This window comes from Sphingobium sp. (assembly GCF_035511395.1).
In the GTDB taxonomy this organism is placed as follows: domain Bacteria; phylum Pseudomonadota; class Alphaproteobacteria; order Sphingomonadales; family Sphingomonadaceae; genus Sphingobium.
The window spans coordinates 15,023-34,981 of record NZ_DATKFP010000280.1 but is presented as its reverse complement, the minus strand read 5'-3'; the positions used below and the strand labels follow the sequence as shown (position 1 = coordinate 34,981).

Below are 19,959 nucleotides of genomic sequence, written 5' to 3'. Positions count from 1 at the left end.
GTTTCAACGTCGGCCGTCATTCAGATCAGCGCGACTTGGGCGCCTGCGCCGGGGTCGCCGGAGCAGCGGCTGCACCGGCCTGGCCCTGACGGCCCGGCTGCCAGCCGGCCGGCGGGGTGATGCCGACGCTCGGCACCAGCGCGTTGAGTTCGGTCACGACCGACGCGGTGATGTCGACGGTGGGCTGGTAGGAGACGGTGGCCTCGGGGTTCAGGACCAGGTCGACCTTCGCCTTGGTCATCGCGGCCTTGAGCGCGTCGGAGAGCTTCGCGGTGATCTGCTCCTCGACATAGGCGTTGGCGAGCGCGATCGGCTGGCCCAGCTTCTGCAATTCGGCCTGGGCGGCCTGCTGCGACTGCTGGAACTGCTGATACTGTGTCTCGATCGCCGGGGTCGGCTTGCCGCCGGCAGCCTTCAGGGCAGCCTGGAGCGCGTCGCCCTTGGTCTTGAGGTCGGTATCGATCGCCGTCTTGCGCGCGTTGAATGCGTCGATCTGCGGCTTGTAGGTGGTCTGCATCTGCGTGCGCGCCGTGGTGTAGGCGGCGCTGGTGCCGACGGCGCCCTGCAAGTCGGCGACGGCGATGCCGGTCTTCGACTGGGCAGAGGCCGGAACGGCGGTCAGAGCCAGGGTGGTCACGGGCGCCAGGATGAGCGCTGCTGCTTTAACAATGGTCTTCATTAGAACTGAGTCCCCACATTGAAGGTGATGAGCTTGTTGTCGTCCCCTGGTTCCTTGAGCAGGGCCTTGGCGATGTCGATCCGGAACGGGCCGAAAGGCGAGTTCCAGTTGACGCCAAAGCCCACCGACAGACGCGGCTTGAGCGTGTCGCCGAGATATTCTTCTTCGAACGCGCCGCCGGCATAGGTGGCGGTCGAACCGACTGCGGGCGTGTCGCAATTGCCGACCGACGGCGCCCGAACGCTCGTGGACGTCGTTCCCGTAGTGACGGTGCAATAGCCGGCGAAATTGATCGTGCCCGGATTCTTCAGACCGGCAACCGCGCCGGCATCCATGAAGATCGACGGGCGCAGACCCATTTCGCGTGCGCCCGAACCCAACGGGATTTCCACTTCGGCACGCGCCAGATAGTAGATCTTGCCGCCCAGCGCGTCGTCCGAAACATTGTTGTTGTTGTTCTGGCGGACATAATTGCCGTCGCCGTCATCGACCAGATAATAGCGCTTTACGCGCGGGCCGACGCCGCGAATGTCGAAGCCGCGGAACTGCGGTTCGCCCAGGAAGAAACGATCAACCAGGCGGACTTTCTCAACCAGCTCGCCGGTGGCGTCGCGACGTTCGCCTTCCAGGCTGTGGATATAGCCGCCCTCGCCCGACAGCGAGAAGATGAAGCCGCCACCCAGCGGCACATATTTGGACGCGGCCAGACGCGTCTTCACATATTTGACGCTGCCGCCCAGGCCCGCGAAATCCTGGCTCAGCGTGATGCTGTTGCCGCGGGTCGCGCGGATGCGGTTATCGCGGGTATCGTAGATCAGCGAGTAGCCCACCGACGAAGTGGTGCGCTTGCCGATCGCGTCGCAGAGATAGCGGCCGGCCAGCAGCGGGTCGCAGACGCCGTTGGTATAATAGGTGCTCTTGTCCAGCGTCGTATCGTCGAAGTTCAGCTGATAGCGCAGCGCCAGAGACATATATTCGGTGATCGGCACGCCCGCGCGCAGCTGGAAGCCGGTCGACGTATTTTCATAGGTCGTGTCGCGGGTGTTGCTGGTCAGGTAGCGGAAGCTGTTGAGATCGCGGCGATAGATGTCGCCGCCCAGCGCGATATTCTTGTCCATGAAATAAGGCTCGGTGAAGCCCACTTCCACCGACTTCGAATAAGCCGAATAATTGACCGAGGTGCGCAGCTCCTGGCCCTTGCCGCGGAAGTTGCGCTGCGTGATCGAGGCCGCGACGATGAAACGTTCCAGCGACGAGAAACCGGCCGACAGCGACAGTTCGCCGGTCGACTTTTCCTGAACGTTGGTTTCCAGCACGATGCGGTCGGGCGCGGAACCCGGCTTCTGCTCGACGTCCAGCTTCTCCTGGAAGAAGCCGAGCGAGTTAATGCGGTCCTTCGAGCGCTTGACGAGGAAGCTGTTGAAGGCGTCGCCTTCGGCCAGACGGAATTCACGGCGGACGACCTTGTCCTGCGTCAGCGTGTTGCCGTTGATGTCGACCCGCTCGACATAGACGCGCGGCGCGTTGGCGATGCGGAAGTTGATCCCCATCGTCAGGTCTTCCTTGGACCGGTTGAAGTCCGGCGACACGTCGGCAAAGGCATAGCCGAACAGGCCCGCCGTCTCGCTCAGCGTGTCGACCGTATCCTCGACCTGCTTGGCGTTGTACCAGTCGCCCTTCTTCATCGGCAGGCGGCGGGTCAGGCTGTCGCCCGACAGGTCGCGAATGTCGGATTCGACCTTCACGTCGCCGAACTTGTAGCGGTCGCCTTCCTCGACGACATAGGTGATGATGAAGTCCTGCTTGTCGGGCGTCAGTTCCGCTACCGCCGAAATGACGCGGAAGTCGGCATAGCCTTCGGTCAGGTAGAACTGGCGCAGCTTCTGCTGGTCATAGGCCAGACGATCGGGATCGTAGCTGGTGCCGGACGAGAAGATGCGGAACCAACGCGACTGCTTCGTCACCATCTGGCTGCGCAGCTCGCCGTCCTTGAACTTCTCGTTGCCGATGATGTTGATCTGGCGAACCTTGGACTTGGGCCCTTCCGAGATTTCGAACACGATGTCGACGCGGTTCTGGTCCAGCTGGACCATCTTCGGTTCGATGGTCGCGGCGAAGCGGCCCTGGCGGCGATACAGCTCGACGATGCGGGCGACATCGGCGCGGACCTTGGACCGGGTGTAGATTTGGCGCGGAGCCAGTTTTATTTCAGGACGAATCTTGTCTTCCTTGAGGCGCTTATTACCTTCAAGGACGATACGGTTGATGACGGGGTTTTCCTTCACCTCCACCGTCAACGCGCCATTGTCGTTGCGGATCTGAACGTCGGCGAACAGTTCGGTTTCGTACAGGTCGCGCAGCGCCTGGTCCAGGCTCTCCTGGCTGTAGGGCTGGCCGACACGCAGCTTGGTGTAGGACAGCACCGTGTCCGGCTCCAGGCGCTGCGTGCCGGTCACGGTGACGGCGCTGATCGTGCCCTGTGCCACAGGCGCGGCGACCGGCGCCGTAGAAGCAGGCGCCGGCGCGGTCTGCGCCATGGCGGGAACCGCCGGCAGGCCCGCGATCATGGTCGTCGCCAACAGGACGGCCACCACCGGGCGCTGCCTCATGCTGCTCTTGTTCGCTGTCACCCGCACCACCTCAAAAACTCGAAAAAACATGTGTCTGCTGCAACAGACGCCGCCAAATGGCGCATCCCTGCCCGAAGCGCGTCAGCCGATCAAGCCGGAGAGACTCTTCCACAGGCCGAAAGACGATAAATCGTTGAAAGTTACCAGCAGCATCATCGCCATCAGCAGTGCCAGACCCGACCTGTAGGCCCATTCCTGCGCCTGCGGGCTGACCGGCCGCCGCTGCACCGCCTCGATCCCGTAGAACAGCAGATGGCCACCATCCAGCATGGGAATTGGCAAGAGGTTGATGAACCCCAAGTTAATCGAGATGAGCGCGGCAAAGAAGATGAAGCTCTCCAGCCCCAGCGTCGCCGCTTGCCCCGACACCTGCGCGATCTTCAACGGCCCGCCCAGTTCCTTGACCGACCGGCCGCCGCCGACGATCTGCCCCAGCGTTTCCACCATGGTGCGCACGATCTGCCCGGTCCGCTCGATCGCCACCACCGGCGCGCGCACCAGGCTGACCGGCACGATCACCGGATTGCCCGGCGCCAGGCCAAGGCGACCGACATTGAACTTGTTGCCGAAGCCGTCATCCTCGCTGACGCTGCCGATCCTGCCTTGCTGGATGATGCGCTGTCCGGCACGGTCGATCACAATCTCCACCGGCTCGCCGGGACGGATCTGGGCATAGAGGCGGATATCGTCGAAGGTCGCCATCTCGCGACCGCCCAGCGACAGGATGCGGTCGCCCGCCCTGATGCCCGCCGCTGCCGCCGCACTGCCGGCCTGCACCTGCCCGGCAACGGCCGGGGTCCGGCTTTCGCCATGGACGAAGGCGAAAGTCGCCAGGATCAGGATGGCGAAGAGGAAATTGATCGCCGGCCCGGCCGCTACGATCGCCGCGCGCTGCCACAGCGGCTTGCCGGGGAAGCTTTCCGCCCGATCCTTGGCCGGCATTTCCAGCCAGGCGGGATCGGTCATGCTCGCCGCGTTCATGTCGCCTTTGAAGCGGACATAGCCGCCCAACGGCAGCGCCGCGACGCGCCAGCGAGTCCCGCGCCGATCGACCCAGGCGAACAGCTCCGGACCGAAGCCGATCGAAAAGGCTTCCGCCTTCACCCCGCACCAGCGGCCGACCAGATAATGGCCCAGCTCATGCACGAAGACGAGCGGTCCGATGACCGCCACAAAGGCAAGCACGGTCAACAGGAAACCGGGATTCTGGATCAAGCCGTCAATCTTTCCATCACTTGGCCCGCCTGCCGGCGCGCCTGCGCATCCGCCGCCAGCACGTCGTCGATCGTGTCGGGCCTTGGAGCGCTATACCGCTCCAACACATCCTCCACAATCATGGCAATATCAAGGAAGCCGATGCGACCCGCGAGGAAAGCGGCGACCGCGACCTCGTTGGCGGCATTCAGGATGGCGGGCGTCGCCCCGCCCTCGGCCGCGGCCGCGCGGGTCAGGCGAAGCGCAGGAAAGCGTTCAGGATCAGGCGCTTCGAAGTCGAGCCTGCCGATCCGTGCCAGATCCAGCGGCTGGCACGGCGTAGCGATCCGGTCGGGCCAGGCGAGCGCGTGAGCGATGGGAATGCGCATATCGGGCGAACCGAGCTGTGCCAGCGTCGAACAGTCGCGATACTCGACCATCGAATGGATCACCGACTGCGGATGGACCAATATCTCGATCCGGTCCAGTCCGACCGGGAAGAGATAGGCCGCCTCGATCAGTTCCAGCCCCTTGTTCATCATCGTCGCGCTGTCGACGCTGATCTTCGCACCCATCGACCAGTTGGGATGTGCCACCGCCTGCGCCGGCGTGATGTCCGCCATCTCTGCCCGGCTGCGCGTGCGGAACGGACCCCCGCTGGCGGTCAGAATGATTCTGGAGACGCTCTCCAGGCCGCTGCCGGCCAGGCATTGGAAGATCGCATTATGTTCGCTGTCGACCGGCAGCAGCGTCGCGCCCGCCGCCTGCGCCGCCTCCATCATCAGCCCGCCCGCCGACACCAGCGATTCCTTGTTCGCCAGCGCAACCGTGCCGCCCGCCTTCAGCGCCGCCATGGTGGGCTTCAAACCCGCGCAGCCGACGATCGACGCCATAGTCCAGTCCGCGCCCAGCGCTGCCGCCTCGACCAGCGCATCCTCGCCCGCCGCCGCCTCGATGCCCGAACCGGACAGCGCGTCCTTCAGCGCGCCGTAGAGTTGCTCCTGCCCGATGACCGCGACCTGCGCCCCGGTCGTGCGCGCCTGCGTCGCGAGATTGTCGACATCGCTGTTGGCGGTGAGCGCGACGACGCGATAGGTGTCGGGATCGCGCCGGACCAGGTCCAGCGTCGACAGGCCGACCGACCCGGTCGCGCCGAATATGGAAACCGTCTTCATCCGCCCTGCACCAAAATCAGATAGAGCAAGGCCGCGAGCGGAGCGGTGGACACCACCCCGTCCAGCCGATCCATCACCCCGCCATGACCCGGCAGCAGCGTTCCGCTATCCTTGACCCCTGCCCGGCGCTTCATATGACTTTCCAGCAGATCACCCAGCTGCGCCGCTACGGCAAGCAGGCCGCTCGCCGCCGCCATCTGGATCGGCAATCCGGCGAAACGATGTAACAGGAAGCCCAGCACCAGCGCCGCCAGCACGCCGCCGGCCAGCCCCGACCAGGTCTTGGAAGGGCTGATGCGCGGCGCCAGCTTCGGCCCGCCGATCGAACGCCCGGCGAAATAGGCGCCGATGTCGGTCGCCCACACCAGCGACAGCGCCCAGAAGGCAAGCAACAGGCCGTAGGCATAGGGCTGCTCCGCGCGCAGGAGCTGAAGCGCGGTGATCGGCACGCAGATATAGGGAATACCCAGCGCCAGCTTCATGTTGCGGCTGGTGAAGGCGACGAAGAAGAAGGCCGCCGCCCCCGCCATCAGCACCGGCCAGTCGATGCCGGCGGCCAGCGGGCACAGCAGCGCCAGCGGGATCGACACGGCGAACATCGCCGCCTTGCGCTGTTCGGGATTGGCGCCGGTCAGGTCGCCCCATTCGCCCTGCATCAGCACGCCCGCGACCACCAGCAGCAGCCAGAACAGCAGTCCGCCCGCCAGCAGGGCGCCGAGCGCCACCGCGATCAGCGCGACGCCGACGATGGTGCGGGTGCGCAATTCGCTTGTCATAGGATCACAATCCGCCGAACCGGCGGTCCCTCAGGCGGAAGGCGTCCAGCGCCTGCGCCAATGCGCGACCGTCGAAATCGGGCCACAACATGTCCGTGAAATAGAGTTCGGCATAGGCCGCCTGCCACAGCATGAAATTGCTGAGCCGCTGCTCGCCCGAGGTGCGCACCAGCAGGTCGAGCGGCGGCAGGTCGGCCGTATCCAGCTCCGCATCGATCGCGGCGATGCCGATATCCTGCGTATCCAGCTCGCCCTTGGCGACCCGCTCGGCCAGACGCTGCGCGGCGCGCACCATCTCGTCCTGCGCGCCATAGTTGAGCGCGATGGCGATCACCGGCCCCGTATTGGCCGCCGTGCGCGCCATGGCATCTTCGATCAGTTCGACCAGCGACGCGTCGAGCGCGCGATAATTGCCGATGATCCGCAGCCGCACGCCATTGGCGTGAAACTCGTCGATGTCCGACTGGATGAAATGGCGCAGCAGGCCCATCAGGTCGGACACCTCGGTCGCCGGCCGCTTCCAGTTCTCCGAGGAGAAGGCGTAGAGCGTCAGGCACTCCAGCCCCATATCCTGAGCCGCGCGCGCGACCCGGCGCACCGCCTCCACCCCGGCGCGATGGCCGGCGATGCGAGGCAGCAGCCGCTTCTTCGCCCAGCGGCCATTGCCGTCCATGATGATGGCGACATGACGCGCGCCATGGGCTGGCGCGGCGCGGGTGAGATCGGGCTTGGCTTGTGTGGCCATCAGATAGGAATGCGTGCTTTGGCCGCGAAAGGAAAGCCCCGGCTTACTGGCCGAGGATTTCCTTTTCCTTCGCGGTCGCAGCGGCATCGATATCCGCGATGGTGGAATCGGTCAGCTTCTGGACTTCGGTTTCCAGCCGCTTGCGCTCATCCTCGCTGATCTCGCCCTTCTTCTCGTCGGTCTTCAGGCTGTCCATGCCGTCGCGACGCACGTTGCGCACGGCCACGCGCGCGCCTTCGGCATATTTGCTGGCGAGCTTGGCCAGTTCCTTGCGACGCTCCTCGGTCAGGTCCGGGATCGGCAGGCGCAGCGTCTGGCCATCGACGATCGGGTTGAGGCCGAGACCAGCCGAACGGATCGCCTTGTCGCAGGGACCGACATTGCTCTTGTCCCAAACCTGGACAGACAGCATCCGCGGCTCGGGCGCCGACACGGTCGCGACCTGATTGAGCGGCATGTTCGCGCCATAGACAGTGACCATCACAGGATCGAGCAACTGGATATTGGCGCGCCCGGTACGCAAACCGGTGAGGTCGCCCTTGAGCGCCTCGATCGCGCCAGCCATGCGGCGTTCCAGATCTGCCTTGTTATATTGCGGCATGGTATTTCAGCGCTCCTGATTTTGCACGATCGTCGCCACGCCATCCCCGGCGAGCACCTTGGCCAGGTTGCCCGTCTCCCGGATGTTGAAGACGACGATGGGAATATTGTTTTCGCGGCACAGCGCAATGGCGCTGGCGTCCATCACCTTCAGATTGTCGTTCAGCACCTGGTCGAAGCTGATCTCTTCGTAACGGACGGCGTCGCTCACCTTCTTGGGGTCGGCATTGTAGATGCCGTCGACGCTGGTGCCCTTGAACAGTGCATCGCAATTCATTTCGGCCGCGCGCAACGCTGCGGTCGTATCGGTGGTGAAGAAGGGGCTGCCGGTGCCGGCCGCGAAGATCACGATCCGGCCCTTCTCCATATGGCGTTCGGCCTTGCGGCGAATATAGGGCTCGCACACCGACGCCATCGGGATCGCCGACTGGACGCGGGTGTCGTAGCCCAGCTTTTCGAGCGCATTCTGCACCGCCAGCGCGTTCATGACGGTGGCGAGCATGCCCATATAGTCGGCGCTCGCCCGGTCGAAACCCTTGGCCGCACCGGCCAGACCACGGAAGATGTTGCCGCCACCCACGACGACGCAGAGTTCAAACCCGGCATCCTTCGCCGCCGCGATCTCGCCTGCGACACGGGCCACGGTTTCCGGCTCGATGCCGAACTGCCCTTGTCCCATCAGCACTTCGCCGGACAATTTCAACAGGATGCGCTTGTAGGCGGGCCGGGTCATGCGGGGCAAGAATCCTTATGGTTGGCAGGGGAAGCGGCGCGGACATTAGAGGGGCGAAACCGGGATGCCAAGGGGCGTTTATGCGATGTTGAACCGATGAACCTCACTCGATCATCGCTTCAACCGTTTCCCGAGGGTAAAGCATGAATTCGCGATAGAGCCGAAAGTGCGGCACGTCCTCCAGCGCGACGGGCCTGACGCTGTAACTGTCGATCTGCCACAGGTCCGCATCGGGCAAGGCCATCAGGATCGGCGAATGGGTCGCCATGATGACCTGCGCATTCTCGGCGCGCTGTATACGGCGCAGCAGTTTCAGAAATTCGAACTGCCGCTGGGGCGACAGGGCGGATTCCGGCTCGTCCAATATATAGAGTCCCTGCCGCTCCATACGCTCGCCAAAGAAATCGAAAAATCCCTCACCATGAGACGCGCGCAGATATTGGGGGCCGACAGCCCCCACCTCGAATGCCGCTTGATCCAGATAGCGCGCGACCGAGAAGAAAGTCTCCGCGCGGAAGAACCAGCCTTGCTTGACCTGTGGCAGCCATGCGCCGCGCAGATGCCCCGCCAGCGAACCAGCATCGCCGGCCGATGCCGGCGCATCCTCCACCGCCCGCATTCCTGGCGCGCCGCCGGAATCGCTGAACCCAGCCAATTGCGCTATGGCCTCCAACAAGGTGGACTTACCCGTCCCATTCTCCCCGACAAGGATCGTCACCGGGCTGGAGAAATGGAAGTCCAGGCCGCCGTTGCGGATCAGCGGAAGATTGAAGGGATAATGGCCCCAGTCGGGCGCCCGATCGGAATCGTCATCCCGCAGCCAGACACGCTTCAGATATGGCGGCGGCAGCGATGTCGTGCGTTGCTTCGATCCCATGGCGCGACACGATAACGACCGCCCATCCGCCCGCAAGCGAAACGAAAAAGGGCGCCCCGCAGGACGCCCCTTCCCTTTTCAAATCGCTTGCGCTGGCGATCAGACGCCGGCGGCAGCCGCGACTTCCGCCGCGAAGTCGCTGACTTCCTTCTCGATGCCTTCGCCCAGCTGGAAGCGGACATAGCTCTTCAGCGTGATCGACGCGCCGGCATCCTTGGCGGCCTTGGCGACGACGTCGGCGACCGGGGTCTTGTTGTCCATCACGAACAGCTGCGACAGCAGGGCCTGCTCCTTGGCGAACTTGGCCACCGCACCGTCGACCATCTTGGCGACGATCTCGGCGGGCTTACCCGATTCGGCAGCCTTTTCAGCGGCGATGGCGCGTTCACGCTCCAGCAGCGCCGGATCGATATCGGCAGCCGACAGCGCCAGCGGGAAAGCGGCGGCGATGTGCATGGCCAGCTGCTTGCCGAGCGGCTCCAGAACCTCGGCAGGCGCATTGCCTTCCAGCGCGACCAGCACGCCGATCTTGCCCAGGCCCGGCGCAGCGGCGTTGTGGACGTAGGGAACAACGACGCCTTCGGTCACTTCGACATGGGCGACGCGACGGACAGTCTGGTTCTCGCCGATGGTGGCGACGTTCGACACCAGCTTCTCGGCAATGGTGCCGCCGGTCGGGTGCGCCTGCGCGGTCAGGGCTTCAGCGTCGGTAGCGCCGGTTTCGAGCGCAACGGCCGATGCGGTGCGGACGAAGTCCTGGAACTGGTCGTTCTTGGCGACGAAGTCGGTTTCGCTGTTCACCTCGACGGCGACACCCTTGGTGCCGGCGACGGCGACGCCGACCAGGCCTTCAGCGGCGGTGCGGCTCGACTTCTTCTGGGCCGCGGCCAGACCCTTGGCGCGCAGCCAGTCGGTCGCCGCTTCGATGTCGCCATTGGCTTCGGTGAGCGCCTTCTTGCAGTCCATCATGCCCGCGCCCGAACGGTCGCGCAGTTCCTTGACGGCAGCAGCGGTAATCTCGGCCATGTTTCGGCTCCTAAATTTGAGGGGGTTTAAACATGAGGCAGGGCGCGTTCCTGTGGAGCGCGCCCTAGCCTGTCATAATTGCAGTTCGAAGACCGCGATCAGGCCTGAACGGCGACCTCTTCGGCTTCCGGCTCGGCCAGCGCGCCCAGGTCGACGCCCGAAGCCTGCTGCGCACCACGGTTGCCCTTGGTGGCGGCGGCGGCGATCGCGTCGCAGTAGAGGCGGATGGCGCGGCTGGCGTCATCGTTCGCCGGAACCGGGAACGCGATGCCGTCGGGCGAGACGTTCGAGTCGAGGATCGCGACGACCGGGATACCCAGCGTGTTGGCTTCCTTGATCGCCAGCTCTTCCTTGTTGGCGTCGATCACGAACATGACATCGGGGATGCCGTTCATGTCGCGGATGCCGCCCAGCGACAGTTCCAGCTTCTCGCGCTCGCGGGTCATCTGGAGGACTTCCTTCTTGGTGAAGCCGTGGGTATCGCCCGACAGCTTCTCTTCGAGGGTCTTCAGGCGCTTGATCGAACCCGAAATGGTCTTCCAGTTGGTGAGCATGCCGCCCAGCCAGCGGTGGTTGACGAAATGCTGGCCCGACTTGCGGGCGGCTTCGGCGATCGGATCCTGCGCCTGGCGCTTGGTGCCGACGAACAGCACCTTGCCACCGGCGGCGACGGTCGCCGACACGAAGTCCAGCGCGCGGCCGAACAGCGGCACGGTCTGCGACAGGTCAAGGATGTGGATGCCGTTGCGCTCGCCGAAGATGTACGGCTTCATGCGCGGGTTCCAGCGGTGGGTCTGGTGGCCGAAATGGGCGCCAGCCTCGATCAATTGGTGCATGGTGACGACAGGTGCCGCCATAGTCTTTCTCCTTCCGGTTGCTACCTCTGGGAATCAGGAACTTGTCCGCGACCTGAAAGGCCGGGCAAAGCACCGGATATGTCGATTCCCATGTGGAATGGGCGCGCCTTTAGACGCGAAAAAAACCAAATGCAAGGGTTGACATCGTTCCCAGATGAGAACATAAAGGGAACAGACGGAACAAAGACGGCTTAAATCCGTTCCCATCGTCATAATGAGCCATAGCGTTCATATGGCAAGATAGAAAGTGGTCGACATGTTCACTCTTGTTGCAGCGACTCTCTTTTCCGCCGCCTTCCTGTCGGCGATCGGCACCATCGCGTGGATGTTCGCGGCCTATCATGACAAGATGGTCGCCGCCCTGCTGTTCCAGCCGATCCCGCAAACGCCGCAGGTCTATCACATCCGTGTCAGCCGCCCCCGCGTGACGCACGGCCTGCGCAAGGCTAATCGTCCCCAGCCCACTGGCGCTGTCGCAGCCTGATATGATTTCAGGAGGGACAAAGCCCCTCCCGAAGAAGGTCAGCCCTGAACCGCAGCCTCACGCGAACGCTTGACCTTAGCATAGGAAATAACGCCGAACGGGATGAGCACGATATAGCCGGCGCACAGGATCAGCAGCGTCAGCCATGGGTCCGTGACCAGCAGAGCCGCCAGCAGCCCCGCCACCGCAATCGCTTCCAGCCGGATACGCTTGCGCAGGCGCAGCGCCGACCAGCTATAGGTCGCGATGCTGGAGATCATCAGGAAAGCGGTGAAGGCCGTCCAGGGCGCCACCACATACCAGGCGCGAAACAATTCCTCACCCGTCACCAGCCAGAGGTAGAGCGGCACGAACGCCAGCCCCGCCCCGGCCGGCGCAGGAACGCCGGTCAGGAAGCCCGCCGATTTGTGCGGCTGCTCATCGGCGTCGATGTTCGCATTGAAGCGGGCCAGACGCAGCGCGCAGGACAGCGCATGGGCCAGCGCGAAGATCCAACCGAATTTCGGCATGGCGTGCAGTGACCAGAGATAGAGGATCAGCGCCGGTGCGACGCCAAACGCGATCGAATCCGACAGCGAGTCCAGTTCCGCACCGAACCGGCTTTCCCCGCGCAGCATGCGCGCGATCCGGCCATCCAGTCCATCGAGTACGCCCGCAAACAGGATGGAAAGCACGGCCCGCTCCCAATCGCCAGATATGCCATAGCGCACGCCGGTGAGGCCGAAGCACAGCGCCATCGCCGTTACCGCGTTGGGCGCCAGCATCCGCAGCGTGATCCCCCGCCGCAGCCCGCGCGGCACCGTGCGTCGCTGCCGGCTCAAGCCGACCGCCCCACCTGCGAGGAGATAAGCCGCCTCACTGCTGGATGCCCGCCACCACGCGGCGGTCGCCGATCTGGCCCAGGATCGTCTCCCCCGCGATGGTGCGCTGACCCAGGATCACGCGCGGCGCGGTGCCGGCTGGCAGATAGACGTCCACGCGGCTGCCAAAGCGGATCAGGCCGATGCGCTGCCCTGCCGCGACCATGTCGCCGGGCTTGACGAACGGCACGATGCGCCGCGCCACCAGACCCGCAATCTGCGTAAAGCCCACGCGCAGCCCGTCATGGCGCTCGACCAGGATATGCTGGCGCTCATTATCCTCGCTTGCCTTGTCCAGGTCGGCATTGAGGAACTTGCCCGAAATATAGACCACGGACTTGACCGTACCGCCGATCGGCGTGCGGTTGATATGCACGTCGAACACGCTCATGAAGATGGACACGCGGATCAGCGGCTGGTCGCCCAGACCATTCTCGCCAGCCATCTCGCGCGGCGGCGGCACGCGCTGGATCAGCGTCACAAGACCATCGGCCGGCGCGATGATCGCGCCTTCATCCTGCGGCACGGCACGCACCGGATCGCGGAAGAAGGCGAAGACCCAGATCGTCACCATGACCATCAGCCAGCCCAATATCTCCCATCCCACGAGGAACAGGACGCCAGTGATCGCGGCAGCGATCAGGCCGAACTTCATCCCCTCCGGATGGACCGAAGGGAAGCGCCATTTGACATTGCCGCCAGCGGCAATCGTGATCTCGTCATTCTCCATGGGCACCGTCTTTAGGGAGAGACTGTTGCCCTGACAACGACCGATCCGGCGCATGGCTCCGCACGCGGCAGATTCCTGCCCTTCCATGGTTGAACATTGCCGCCGCTTTCCCTAGTGCGTGCCCATAATTCCACCCAAGAGAAAGAAGGCGAATAGGCGCTATGGCGAAGATCAAGGTGAAAAACCCCGTCGTGGAGATCGACGGCGACGAAATGACCCGGATCATCTGGGAATGGATCCGTGAGCGCCTCATTCTCCCCTATCTCGACATCGATCTGAAATATTACGATCTCTCCGTCGAAAAGCGCGACGAGACCAACGACCAGATCACGATCGACTCTGCCAACGCGATCAAGGAATATGGCGTCGGCGTGAAGTGCGCCACGATCACCCCCGACGAAGCGCGCGTCGAGGAATTCAACCTCAAGTCGATGTGGAAGTCGCCCAACGGCACGATCCGCAACATCCTGGGCGGCGTCGTCTTCCGCGAACCGATCGTCATCTCGAACGTGCCGCGCCTGATCCCCGGCTGGACCAAGCCGATCGTCGTCGGCCGCCACGCCTTCGGCGACCAGTATCGCGCCACCGATTTCAAGGTACCTAGCGCCGGCAAGCTACGCCTCGTGTTCGAAGGCGAAGATGGCGAAGTGATCGACCGCGAAGTATTCAACTTCCCCGGCTCGGGCGTCGCCATGGCGATGTACAACCTGGACGATTCGATCCGCGATTTCGCCCGCGCTTCATTCAACTATGGCCTCAACCTCAAGTGGCCGGTGTATCTGTCGACCAAGAACACCATCCTCAAGGCCTATGACGGCCGCTTCAAGGATCTGTTCCAGGAAGTGTTCGAAACCGAAGGCTTCGCGCAGAAGTTCAAGGACACCGGCATCGTCTACGAACACCGCCTGATCGACGACATGGTCGCCTCGGCGCTGAAGTGGAGCGGGGAATTCGTCTGGGCCTGCAAGAATTATGACGGCGACGTCCAGTCGGACCAGGTGGCGCAGGGCTTCGGTTCGCTCGGCCTGATGACCTCTGTCCTGCTCTCGCCCGACGGCAAGACGGTGGAAGCCGAAGCTGCGCATGGCACCGTCACCCGCCACTATCGCCAGCACCAGCAGGGCAAGGCGACCTCGACCAACCCGATCGCCTCGATCTTCGCCTGGACCGGCGGCCTCAAGTTCCGCGGCAAGTTCGACGAGACGCCCGACGTCGTAAAGTTCGCCGAAACGCTGGAAAAGGTCTGCATCCAGACCGTCGAAAGCGGCGCGATGACCAAGGATCTGGCCCTGCTGATCGGCCCGGACCAGGCATGGATGACCACGGAACAGTTCTTCGAGGCGATCCGCGTCAACCTGGAAACCGAAATGGGCAAGTGGGCCTAAAGGTCTGGAACTGATGACCGCATTTGCGGTTTCAGTACGGTAACGGAACGAGGCGGCGCCGCATCCCGGCGCCGCCTTTTTCTTTGGCAGCAATGACCGGGAGACTGAGTTTGACCACCACCGCCAAGAAACGCCTGGAGGTCCGCGCCGCGGTCCCGTCCGACGTGCGCGGCATCCAGCGGCTGATCGCCCGTGCCTATCCCGGCATGCCCAACTATTCGCTGGCGACCATCCGCGGCCAGATCAACAATTTCCCCAATGGCTGCTTCGTCGCCCTCTATGACAGCAAGGTCGTGGGCTATTGCGCCACCATGCGCGTCAGCAAGAGCATGGCTTTCTCCTATCATGACTGGGAGGAGATCACCGCCAACGGCTTCGGCACGCGCCACAGCGCGGCGGGCGAATGGCTCTATGGCTATGAAATGGCGGTCGATCCCAAGCTGCGCGGCCTGCGCATCGGCCAGCGCCTCTATGACGAGCGCAAGGAACTGGCCGAGGAACTGGATCTGCACGGCATCGTCATCGCCGGCCGCATGCCCGGCTATGCCCGCGCGAAGCGTCGCGCCGGCAGCCCGGCCGACTATCTGGAAAAGGTGATCCAGGGCAAGCTGCGCGACCAGGTGATCAGCTTCCAGCTCAAGAACCAGTTCGAACCGCTGGGCGTGCTGGAAAATTACCTGCCGGAAGACAAGCAGTCGGACGGCCACGCCGCACACCTCGTTTGGCGCAATCCCTATGTCGACCCCGATGAAGCGCCCGAAATGCGCGTGCCGCGCGGCGTGGAAAGCGTTCGCCTCGCCACTTGCCAGCTTCAGGCGCGCGCGGTGAAGGATTTCGACGAGTTCGTCCGCAACATCGAATATTTTGTCGACGTCGCGGCCGACTATCGATCCGACTTCATCGTCTTTCCCGAACTTTTCACCCTCCCCCTCCTCTCCTTCGAGACGAAGAAGCTGACGCCGATCGAGGCGATCGACCGGCTGACCGGCTACACACCGCGCCTGACCAAGGAACTGACGCGGATGGCGCTGGAATATAATATCAACATCATCGGCGGCTCGCACCCGACCCGCGCCGAGGATGGCGACATCCAGAACATCGCCTATGTCGCCTTGCGCGACGGCTCGGTCCATACGCAGGAAAAGATCCACCCCACCCCCAATGAGGCCTTCTGGTGGAACATCAAGGGCGGCGACGCGCTCGACGTGATCCAGACCGACTGCGGCCCAATCGGCGTCCTCATCTGTTATGACAGCGAATTTCCCGAACTGGCGCGGCGGCTGGTGGATCAGGGCGCGCGCATCATCTTCGTACCCTTCTGCACCGATTCCCGCCTCGGTTACATGCGCGTGCGCTACTGCGCGCAGGCCCGCGCGATCGAAAATCAATGCTATGTCGTCATGTCGGGCAATGTCGGCAATCTGCCGAATGTCGACAATATGGATATCCAATATGCCCAGAGCGCGATCCTGACGCCCTGCGACCTGCCCTTCGCGCGCGACGGCATCGCGGCGGAATCCACCGAGAATGTCGAGACGCTCACCATGGCGGACGTTAACCTGGCCGACCTCAGTTGGGCGCGCGCCGAAGGCACGGTGCGCAACCTGCGCGACCGGCGCTTCGACCTCTATCATATCGACTGGGACAGCAATCCCGACCATGGCCATGCCCCCAGCGGCGGGCCAGTCCCGGCCGGCGGGCATAATTCGCCGGGGGGCGGGTAATCCGGACGGTTCGAAAGCGGTCATCGGGAGGGCGGTGCTGATGCAGGAATCCCTCCCTGAACTATCCCGCCAACATCTTCCAATACAGGATTTTTCCTGATTTATTCTTCGGCCTGATTTATTCTTCGGGATGACAATCGCGCCGCGCCTCTTGCATTTTACCATATTCGGCGGTGCAACTGTCTCGTTCCAGACGCTCGGCTGGCGCATGGCTGCCGTGCAACCGCCGCATCGATGGCGCATCCGTGTGACCATGATGTCGCACCCATGTCGACTTCCTGTCGCGTTCCTGGCGCAATCGCAGCGCAATCGGGCAAAAAAGCATCGACGACATCGTGAACTTCGGTGGTGCAGCGTCGCTGTCGCGTCCGCCCCGCACCAATCCCCCTTTCCGATCCGCCGCCTCTCCGCTAGCCAGAGCGCCACAAAAAAGGGGAGCATCCTAATGCGTTTGACGAGTTCGCTGGCCGCGATGGCGCTGACTTTGGCGGCAACCACAGTCCATGCCCAGGATGAGGGTAGGAAGAAGGACGAGAGCCGAAAGGAAGAGGTTGGCGAAAGTCCCGTTCCCGCCCCCAACATCTCGGTGACGAAGCACACGGGCGTCTTCGGCGGCAAGGCGATCAGCTACACCGCCACCACCGGCGAAACCTATCTCAAGGACAAGGACGGCAAGCCGCTCGCGGCGATCTACGCCACTTCCTATGTCAAGGATGGCGGCGACAAGAAGCGGCCGATTACTTTCCTTTACAATGGCGGCCCCGGCTCGGGGTCGCTCTGGCTACATATGGGCGCCTTCGGTCCCAAGCGCGTGGTACTGCCCGATGCGCAGGATGACGGCGCGCCGCCCTATCCGGTCGTGGACAATCCGGAATCACTGCTCGACGTCACCGACCTCGTCTTCATCGATCCGGTCGGCACGGGCTTTTCCCATGCCATCGGCAAGAAAGACCCCAAGGATTATTGGGGGGTGTCGGCCGACGCCAAGTCGATCGCCGAATATATCCGCCTGTGGTTGAACGAGAATGGCCGCTGGTCCTCGCCCAAATATATCGGCGGCGAAAGCTATGGCACGACCCGTTCGGTGGCGCTGATCAACGAACTGGAAGGCAGCTATAACGACGTCGCGGTGAACGGCATCATCCTGATCTCGACCATTCTCGACTTCGGCGCGACCGCCGAGGTGCAGGGCAATGAAATGCCTTACATCATCAATCTGCCGTCGATGGCGACGACCGCCTGGTATCACAAGAAAATGGGCACGCCCCCTGCAACCGTGGCCGAAGCGGCGCAGCAGGCTCGCGCGTTCGCCATCGGCCCCTATGCCGCCGCGCTACTCAAGGGCAACCAATTGCCCGCCGATGAACGCGCCAGCGTGCGCGCGGAATTGGCACGGCTGACCGGCCTGTCGGAAGCGTTCGTGGACCGCGCCGACCTCCGCATCACGCCGGGCCGTTTCTACAAGGAATTGCTCCGCGACCGCGGGGTGAGCATCGGCCGCCTCGACACCCGCTATACCGGAAAGGATTATGACGCGGCCGGCGAGGAGCCGGACAATGATCCCAGCTTCTATGCGATCGACGGCGCCTATACCGCCGCGATGAATAGCTATGCGCGCGACGATCTCGGCTACAAGACCGATCGCTCCTATGTGACGATCGGCGGGGTCAGCGGATGGGACTGGAAGCTGGACGGCAAGAGCGGCCGCGCGAGCGATGTCTACGGCAGCGTCGCCCCTTATCTGGGCAAGGCGCTGCGCGAGAATAGCGGACTCAAGGTGTTCGTCGGCCAGGGCTGGTATGATTTCGCGACCCCCTTCTTCGGTGCGGAATATGCTATGAGCCGGACGGGCTTCGACGCCTCGCGCATCCAATATCATTATTATGATGCGGGCCACATGATGTATGTCCGCCCCGACGATCTGCGCAAGCTGAGCATGGACATCAGGGCGTTCATTTCGGCGCGCTGAAAGTGATGTATGGCTTGCCTGGTTGGGGGGGGGCAAGCCGTCCGCATGACAATCCCCCTTTTACGCCCGTCAAATCGCCTTATGCTCGCCCGCAACAAGGGAGACACCATTATGCGCCACGCGCTCACGGCCATGTTGGCCGCCGTCAGTTTCACGTCCATCGCCGCCGCCCAGACCCCGACCGAAACACCCCCGACCGCGACACCCCCGACCGAGGCACCGCCCGCCCCGCCGGCGCAGAGCGAGATCGGCGCAGCGGTCGCCAAGGATATGGACGGACTGATGACGCTCTACCGCGACCTGCACGCCAATCCCGAATTGTCGCTTCAGGAGGTCAACACCGCCGCCAAGCTCGCCAAGCGGCTGAAGGCGCTGAAGTTCGACGTGACCGAGAAGGTCGGCGGTACCGGCGTGGTCGCCGTGATGAAGAATGGCGCCGGCCCGGTGCTGCTGATCCGTGCCGATATGGACGGGCTGCCGGTAGTCGAGCAGACCGGGCTGGAGTTCGCGTCCAAGGTGCGCACCAAGACGCCCGAAGGGGTCGAGACAGGCGTGATGCACGCCTGTGGCCATGACACGCATATGACCGCCTTCGTCGAGACGGCGAAGCTGCTCGCGGCCCGCAAGGATCAGTGGAAGGGCACGCTCGTCATGATCCTCCAGCCCGCAGAGGAAGTGGGCAAGGGGGCCCGCGACATGCTGGAGGACGGCCTCTATACCCGCTTCCCCCGCCCGACCCACGCCATCGCCTTCCATGACGCCGCCAATCTGGAAGCGGGCGTGGTCGGCTATACGCCAGGCTATGCGCTCGCCAATGTCGACAGCGTCGATATCCTTGTGAAGGGGCTGGGCGGCCATGGCGCCTATCCGCAGACGACCCGCGACCCGATCGTGCTGGGTGCGCGGATCGTGACCTCGCTCCAAACGCTGGTAAGCCGTGAGCAGGATCCGCAGGATCCGGCCGTCGTCACCGTCGGCAGCTTCCAGGGCGGCGCCAAGCATAATATCATTCCCGACGAGGCCAAGCTGCTGCTCACCATCCGAAGCTATTCGGACGAGACGCGCGCCAAGCTGATCGAGGGGATCAAGCGGATCTCCCGTGGCGAGGCGATCGCGGCGGGCGTGCCGGAGGACAGGATGCCGGTAGTGACGGTGAAGGATGAGTTCACCCCCTCGACCTATAATCCGCCCGAATTTGCCGAGCAGATGGCGGGCATCCTCAAGACCCATTTCCCCGAGGGTCGTGTTGTCAAGACTTCGGCGGTGATGGGCGGCGAGGATTTCGGCCGCTTCTATCGCGCCGACAAGAGCATCCACAGCTTCATCTTCTGGGTCGGCGGCGTACCTGCGGAAAAGCTGGCGGCGGCACAGGCAGGCCAGACCAGCCTTCCCTCGCTGCACAGCCCCTTCTGGGCGCCGCAAGCCGACAAGGTCATTTCGACCGCCAGCGAAGCGATGACCGTTCTGGCGCTGGATATCCTGAAAAAGGACTGAGTACGCTGGCGCTCAAATATC

At 63.6% G+C, this 19,959-nt stretch carries 18 protein-coding genes; 5 read left to right on the top strand and 13 right to left on the bottom strand.

What is annotated here, in order from left to right:
- Positions 1–25: 25 nt before the first annotated feature.
- The 11 genes from VMR39_RS19380 to rpsB form a co-directional block, all read right to left on the bottom strand.
- On the bottom strand, positions 26–679 hold the full coding sequence (locus tag VMR39_RS19380; protein WP_325418112.1) for an OmpH family outer membrane protein: 654 nt from the start codon (positions 677–679) through the stop codon (positions 26–28).
- Positions 679–3,288, bottom strand: a complete 2,610-nt coding sequence (bamA, locus tag VMR39_RS19375; protein WP_325418110.1) for an outer membrane protein assembly factor BamA — start codon at positions 3,286–3,288, stop codon at positions 679–681. Before bamA ends, VMR39_RS19380 begins: the two co-directional genes overlap by 1 nt.
- Positions 3,289–3,390: 102 nt before the next feature.
- Positions 3,391–4,524 (bottom strand): RIP metalloprotease RseP, encoded by a 1,134-nt coding sequence (rseP, locus tag VMR39_RS19370; RefSeq protein ID WP_325418108.1) that lies wholly within the window; start codon positions 4,522–4,524, stop codon positions 3,391–3,393.
- Positions 4,521–5,678, bottom strand: a complete 1,158-nt coding sequence (locus VMR39_RS19365; RefSeq protein ID WP_325418106.1) for a 1-deoxy-D-xylulose-5-phosphate reductoisomerase — start codon at positions 5,676–5,678, stop codon at positions 4,521–4,523. Before VMR39_RS19365 ends, rseP begins: the two co-directional genes overlap by 4 nt.
- Positions 5,675–6,454, bottom strand: coding sequence for a phosphatidate cytidylyltransferase (locus tag VMR39_RS19360; RefSeq protein ID WP_325418104.1), 780 nt, complete (start codon positions 6,452–6,454; stop codon positions 5,675–5,677). The genes VMR39_RS19365 and VMR39_RS19360 overlap by 4 nt, the downstream gene beginning before the upstream one ends.
- 4 nt (positions 6,455–6,458) lie before the next feature.
- On the bottom strand, positions 6,459–7,199 hold the full coding sequence (locus VMR39_RS19355) for an isoprenyl transferase (RefSeq protein ID WP_325418102.1): 741 nt from the start codon (positions 7,197–7,199) through the stop codon (positions 6,459–6,461).
- Positions 7,200–7,242: 43 nt separating this feature from the next.
- Positions 7,243–7,800 (bottom strand): ribosome recycling factor, encoded by a 558-nt coding sequence (frr, locus tag VMR39_RS19350; RefSeq protein WP_325418101.1) that lies wholly within the window; start codon positions 7,798–7,800, stop codon positions 7,243–7,245.
- Positions 7,801–7,806: 6 nt separating this feature from the next.
- Positions 7,807–8,532, bottom strand: coding sequence for a UMP kinase (gene pyrH / locus VMR39_RS19345; RefSeq protein WP_325418099.1), 726 nt, complete (start codon positions 8,530–8,532; stop codon positions 7,807–7,809).
- Positions 8,533–8,635: 103 nt separating this feature from the next.
- Positions 8,636–9,409, bottom strand: a complete 774-nt coding sequence (locus VMR39_RS19340) for an AAA family ATPase (RefSeq protein WP_325418097.1) — start codon at positions 9,407–9,409, stop codon at positions 8,636–8,638.
- A gap of 99 nt (positions 9,410–9,508) precedes the next feature.
- The gene (gene tsf / locus VMR39_RS19335; RefSeq protein ID WP_325418095.1) at positions 9,509–10,435 is read right to left on the bottom strand and encodes a translation elongation factor Ts; all 927 of its coding nucleotides are present in this window, start codon (positions 10,433–10,435) and stop codon (positions 9,509–9,511) included.
- Positions 10,436–10,533: 98 nt separating this feature from the next.
- Positions 10,534–11,292: a 30S ribosomal protein S2 gene (gene rpsB, locus VMR39_RS19330; RefSeq protein ID WP_325418093.1), complete on the bottom strand. Its 759-nt coding sequence runs from the start codon at positions 11,290–11,292 to the stop codon at positions 10,534–10,536.
- A gap of 256 nt (positions 11,293–11,548) precedes the next feature.
- Between rpsB and VMR39_RS19325 the strand changes: the two genes are divergently transcribed.
- On the top strand, positions 11,549–11,776 hold the full coding sequence (locus VMR39_RS19325; RefSeq protein WP_325418091.1) for a hypothetical protein: 228 nt from the start codon (positions 11,549–11,551) through the stop codon (positions 11,774–11,776).
- 38 nt (positions 11,777–11,814) lie between these two features.
- Here the strand turns inward: VMR39_RS19325 and VMR39_RS19320 are convergent, their stop codons facing one another.
- Together VMR39_RS19320 and VMR39_RS19315 are read right to left on the bottom strand one after the other, a co-directional pair.
- A complete protein-coding gene (locus tag VMR39_RS19320) occupies positions 11,815–12,540 on the bottom strand; it encodes a phosphatidylcholine/phosphatidylserine synthase (RefSeq protein ID WP_325418308.1) in 726 nt (241 codons plus the stop codon).
- A 91-nt stretch (positions 12,541–12,631) separates the two neighbouring features.
- Positions 12,632–13,366: a phosphatidylserine decarboxylase gene (locus tag VMR39_RS19315; protein WP_325418089.1), complete on the bottom strand. Its 735-nt coding sequence runs from the start codon at positions 13,364–13,366 to the stop codon at positions 12,632–12,634.
- 161 nt (positions 13,367–13,527) lie between these two features.
- Here VMR39_RS19315 and VMR39_RS19310 point away from each other — a divergent pair, with 161 nt between their 5' ends.
- From VMR39_RS19310 to VMR39_RS19295, 4 genes are all read left to right on the top strand, one after another.
- The gene (locus VMR39_RS19310) at positions 13,528–14,751 is read left to right on the top strand and encodes an NADP-dependent isocitrate dehydrogenase (protein ID WP_325418087.1); all 1,224 of its coding nucleotides are present in this window, start codon (positions 13,528–13,530) and stop codon (positions 14,749–14,751) included.
- Positions 14,752–14,861: 110 nt separating this feature from the next.
- Positions 14,862–16,475, top strand: coding sequence for a carbon-nitrogen hydrolase family protein (locus VMR39_RS19305; RefSeq protein ID WP_325418085.1), 1,614 nt, complete (start codon positions 14,862–14,864; stop codon positions 16,473–16,475).
- 445 nt (positions 16,476–16,920) lie between these two features.
- Positions 16,921–18,444, top strand: a complete 1,524-nt coding sequence (locus VMR39_RS19300; protein ID WP_325418083.1) for a S10 family peptidase — start codon at positions 16,921–16,923, stop codon at positions 18,442–18,444.
- A gap of 111 nt (positions 18,445–18,555) precedes the next feature.
- The gene (locus tag VMR39_RS19295) at positions 18,556–19,938 is read left to right on the top strand and encodes an amidohydrolase (RefSeq protein ID WP_325418081.1); all 1,383 of its coding nucleotides are present in this window, start codon (positions 18,556–18,558) and stop codon (positions 19,936–19,938) included.
- Positions 19,939–19,959: the final 21 nt, after the last annotated feature.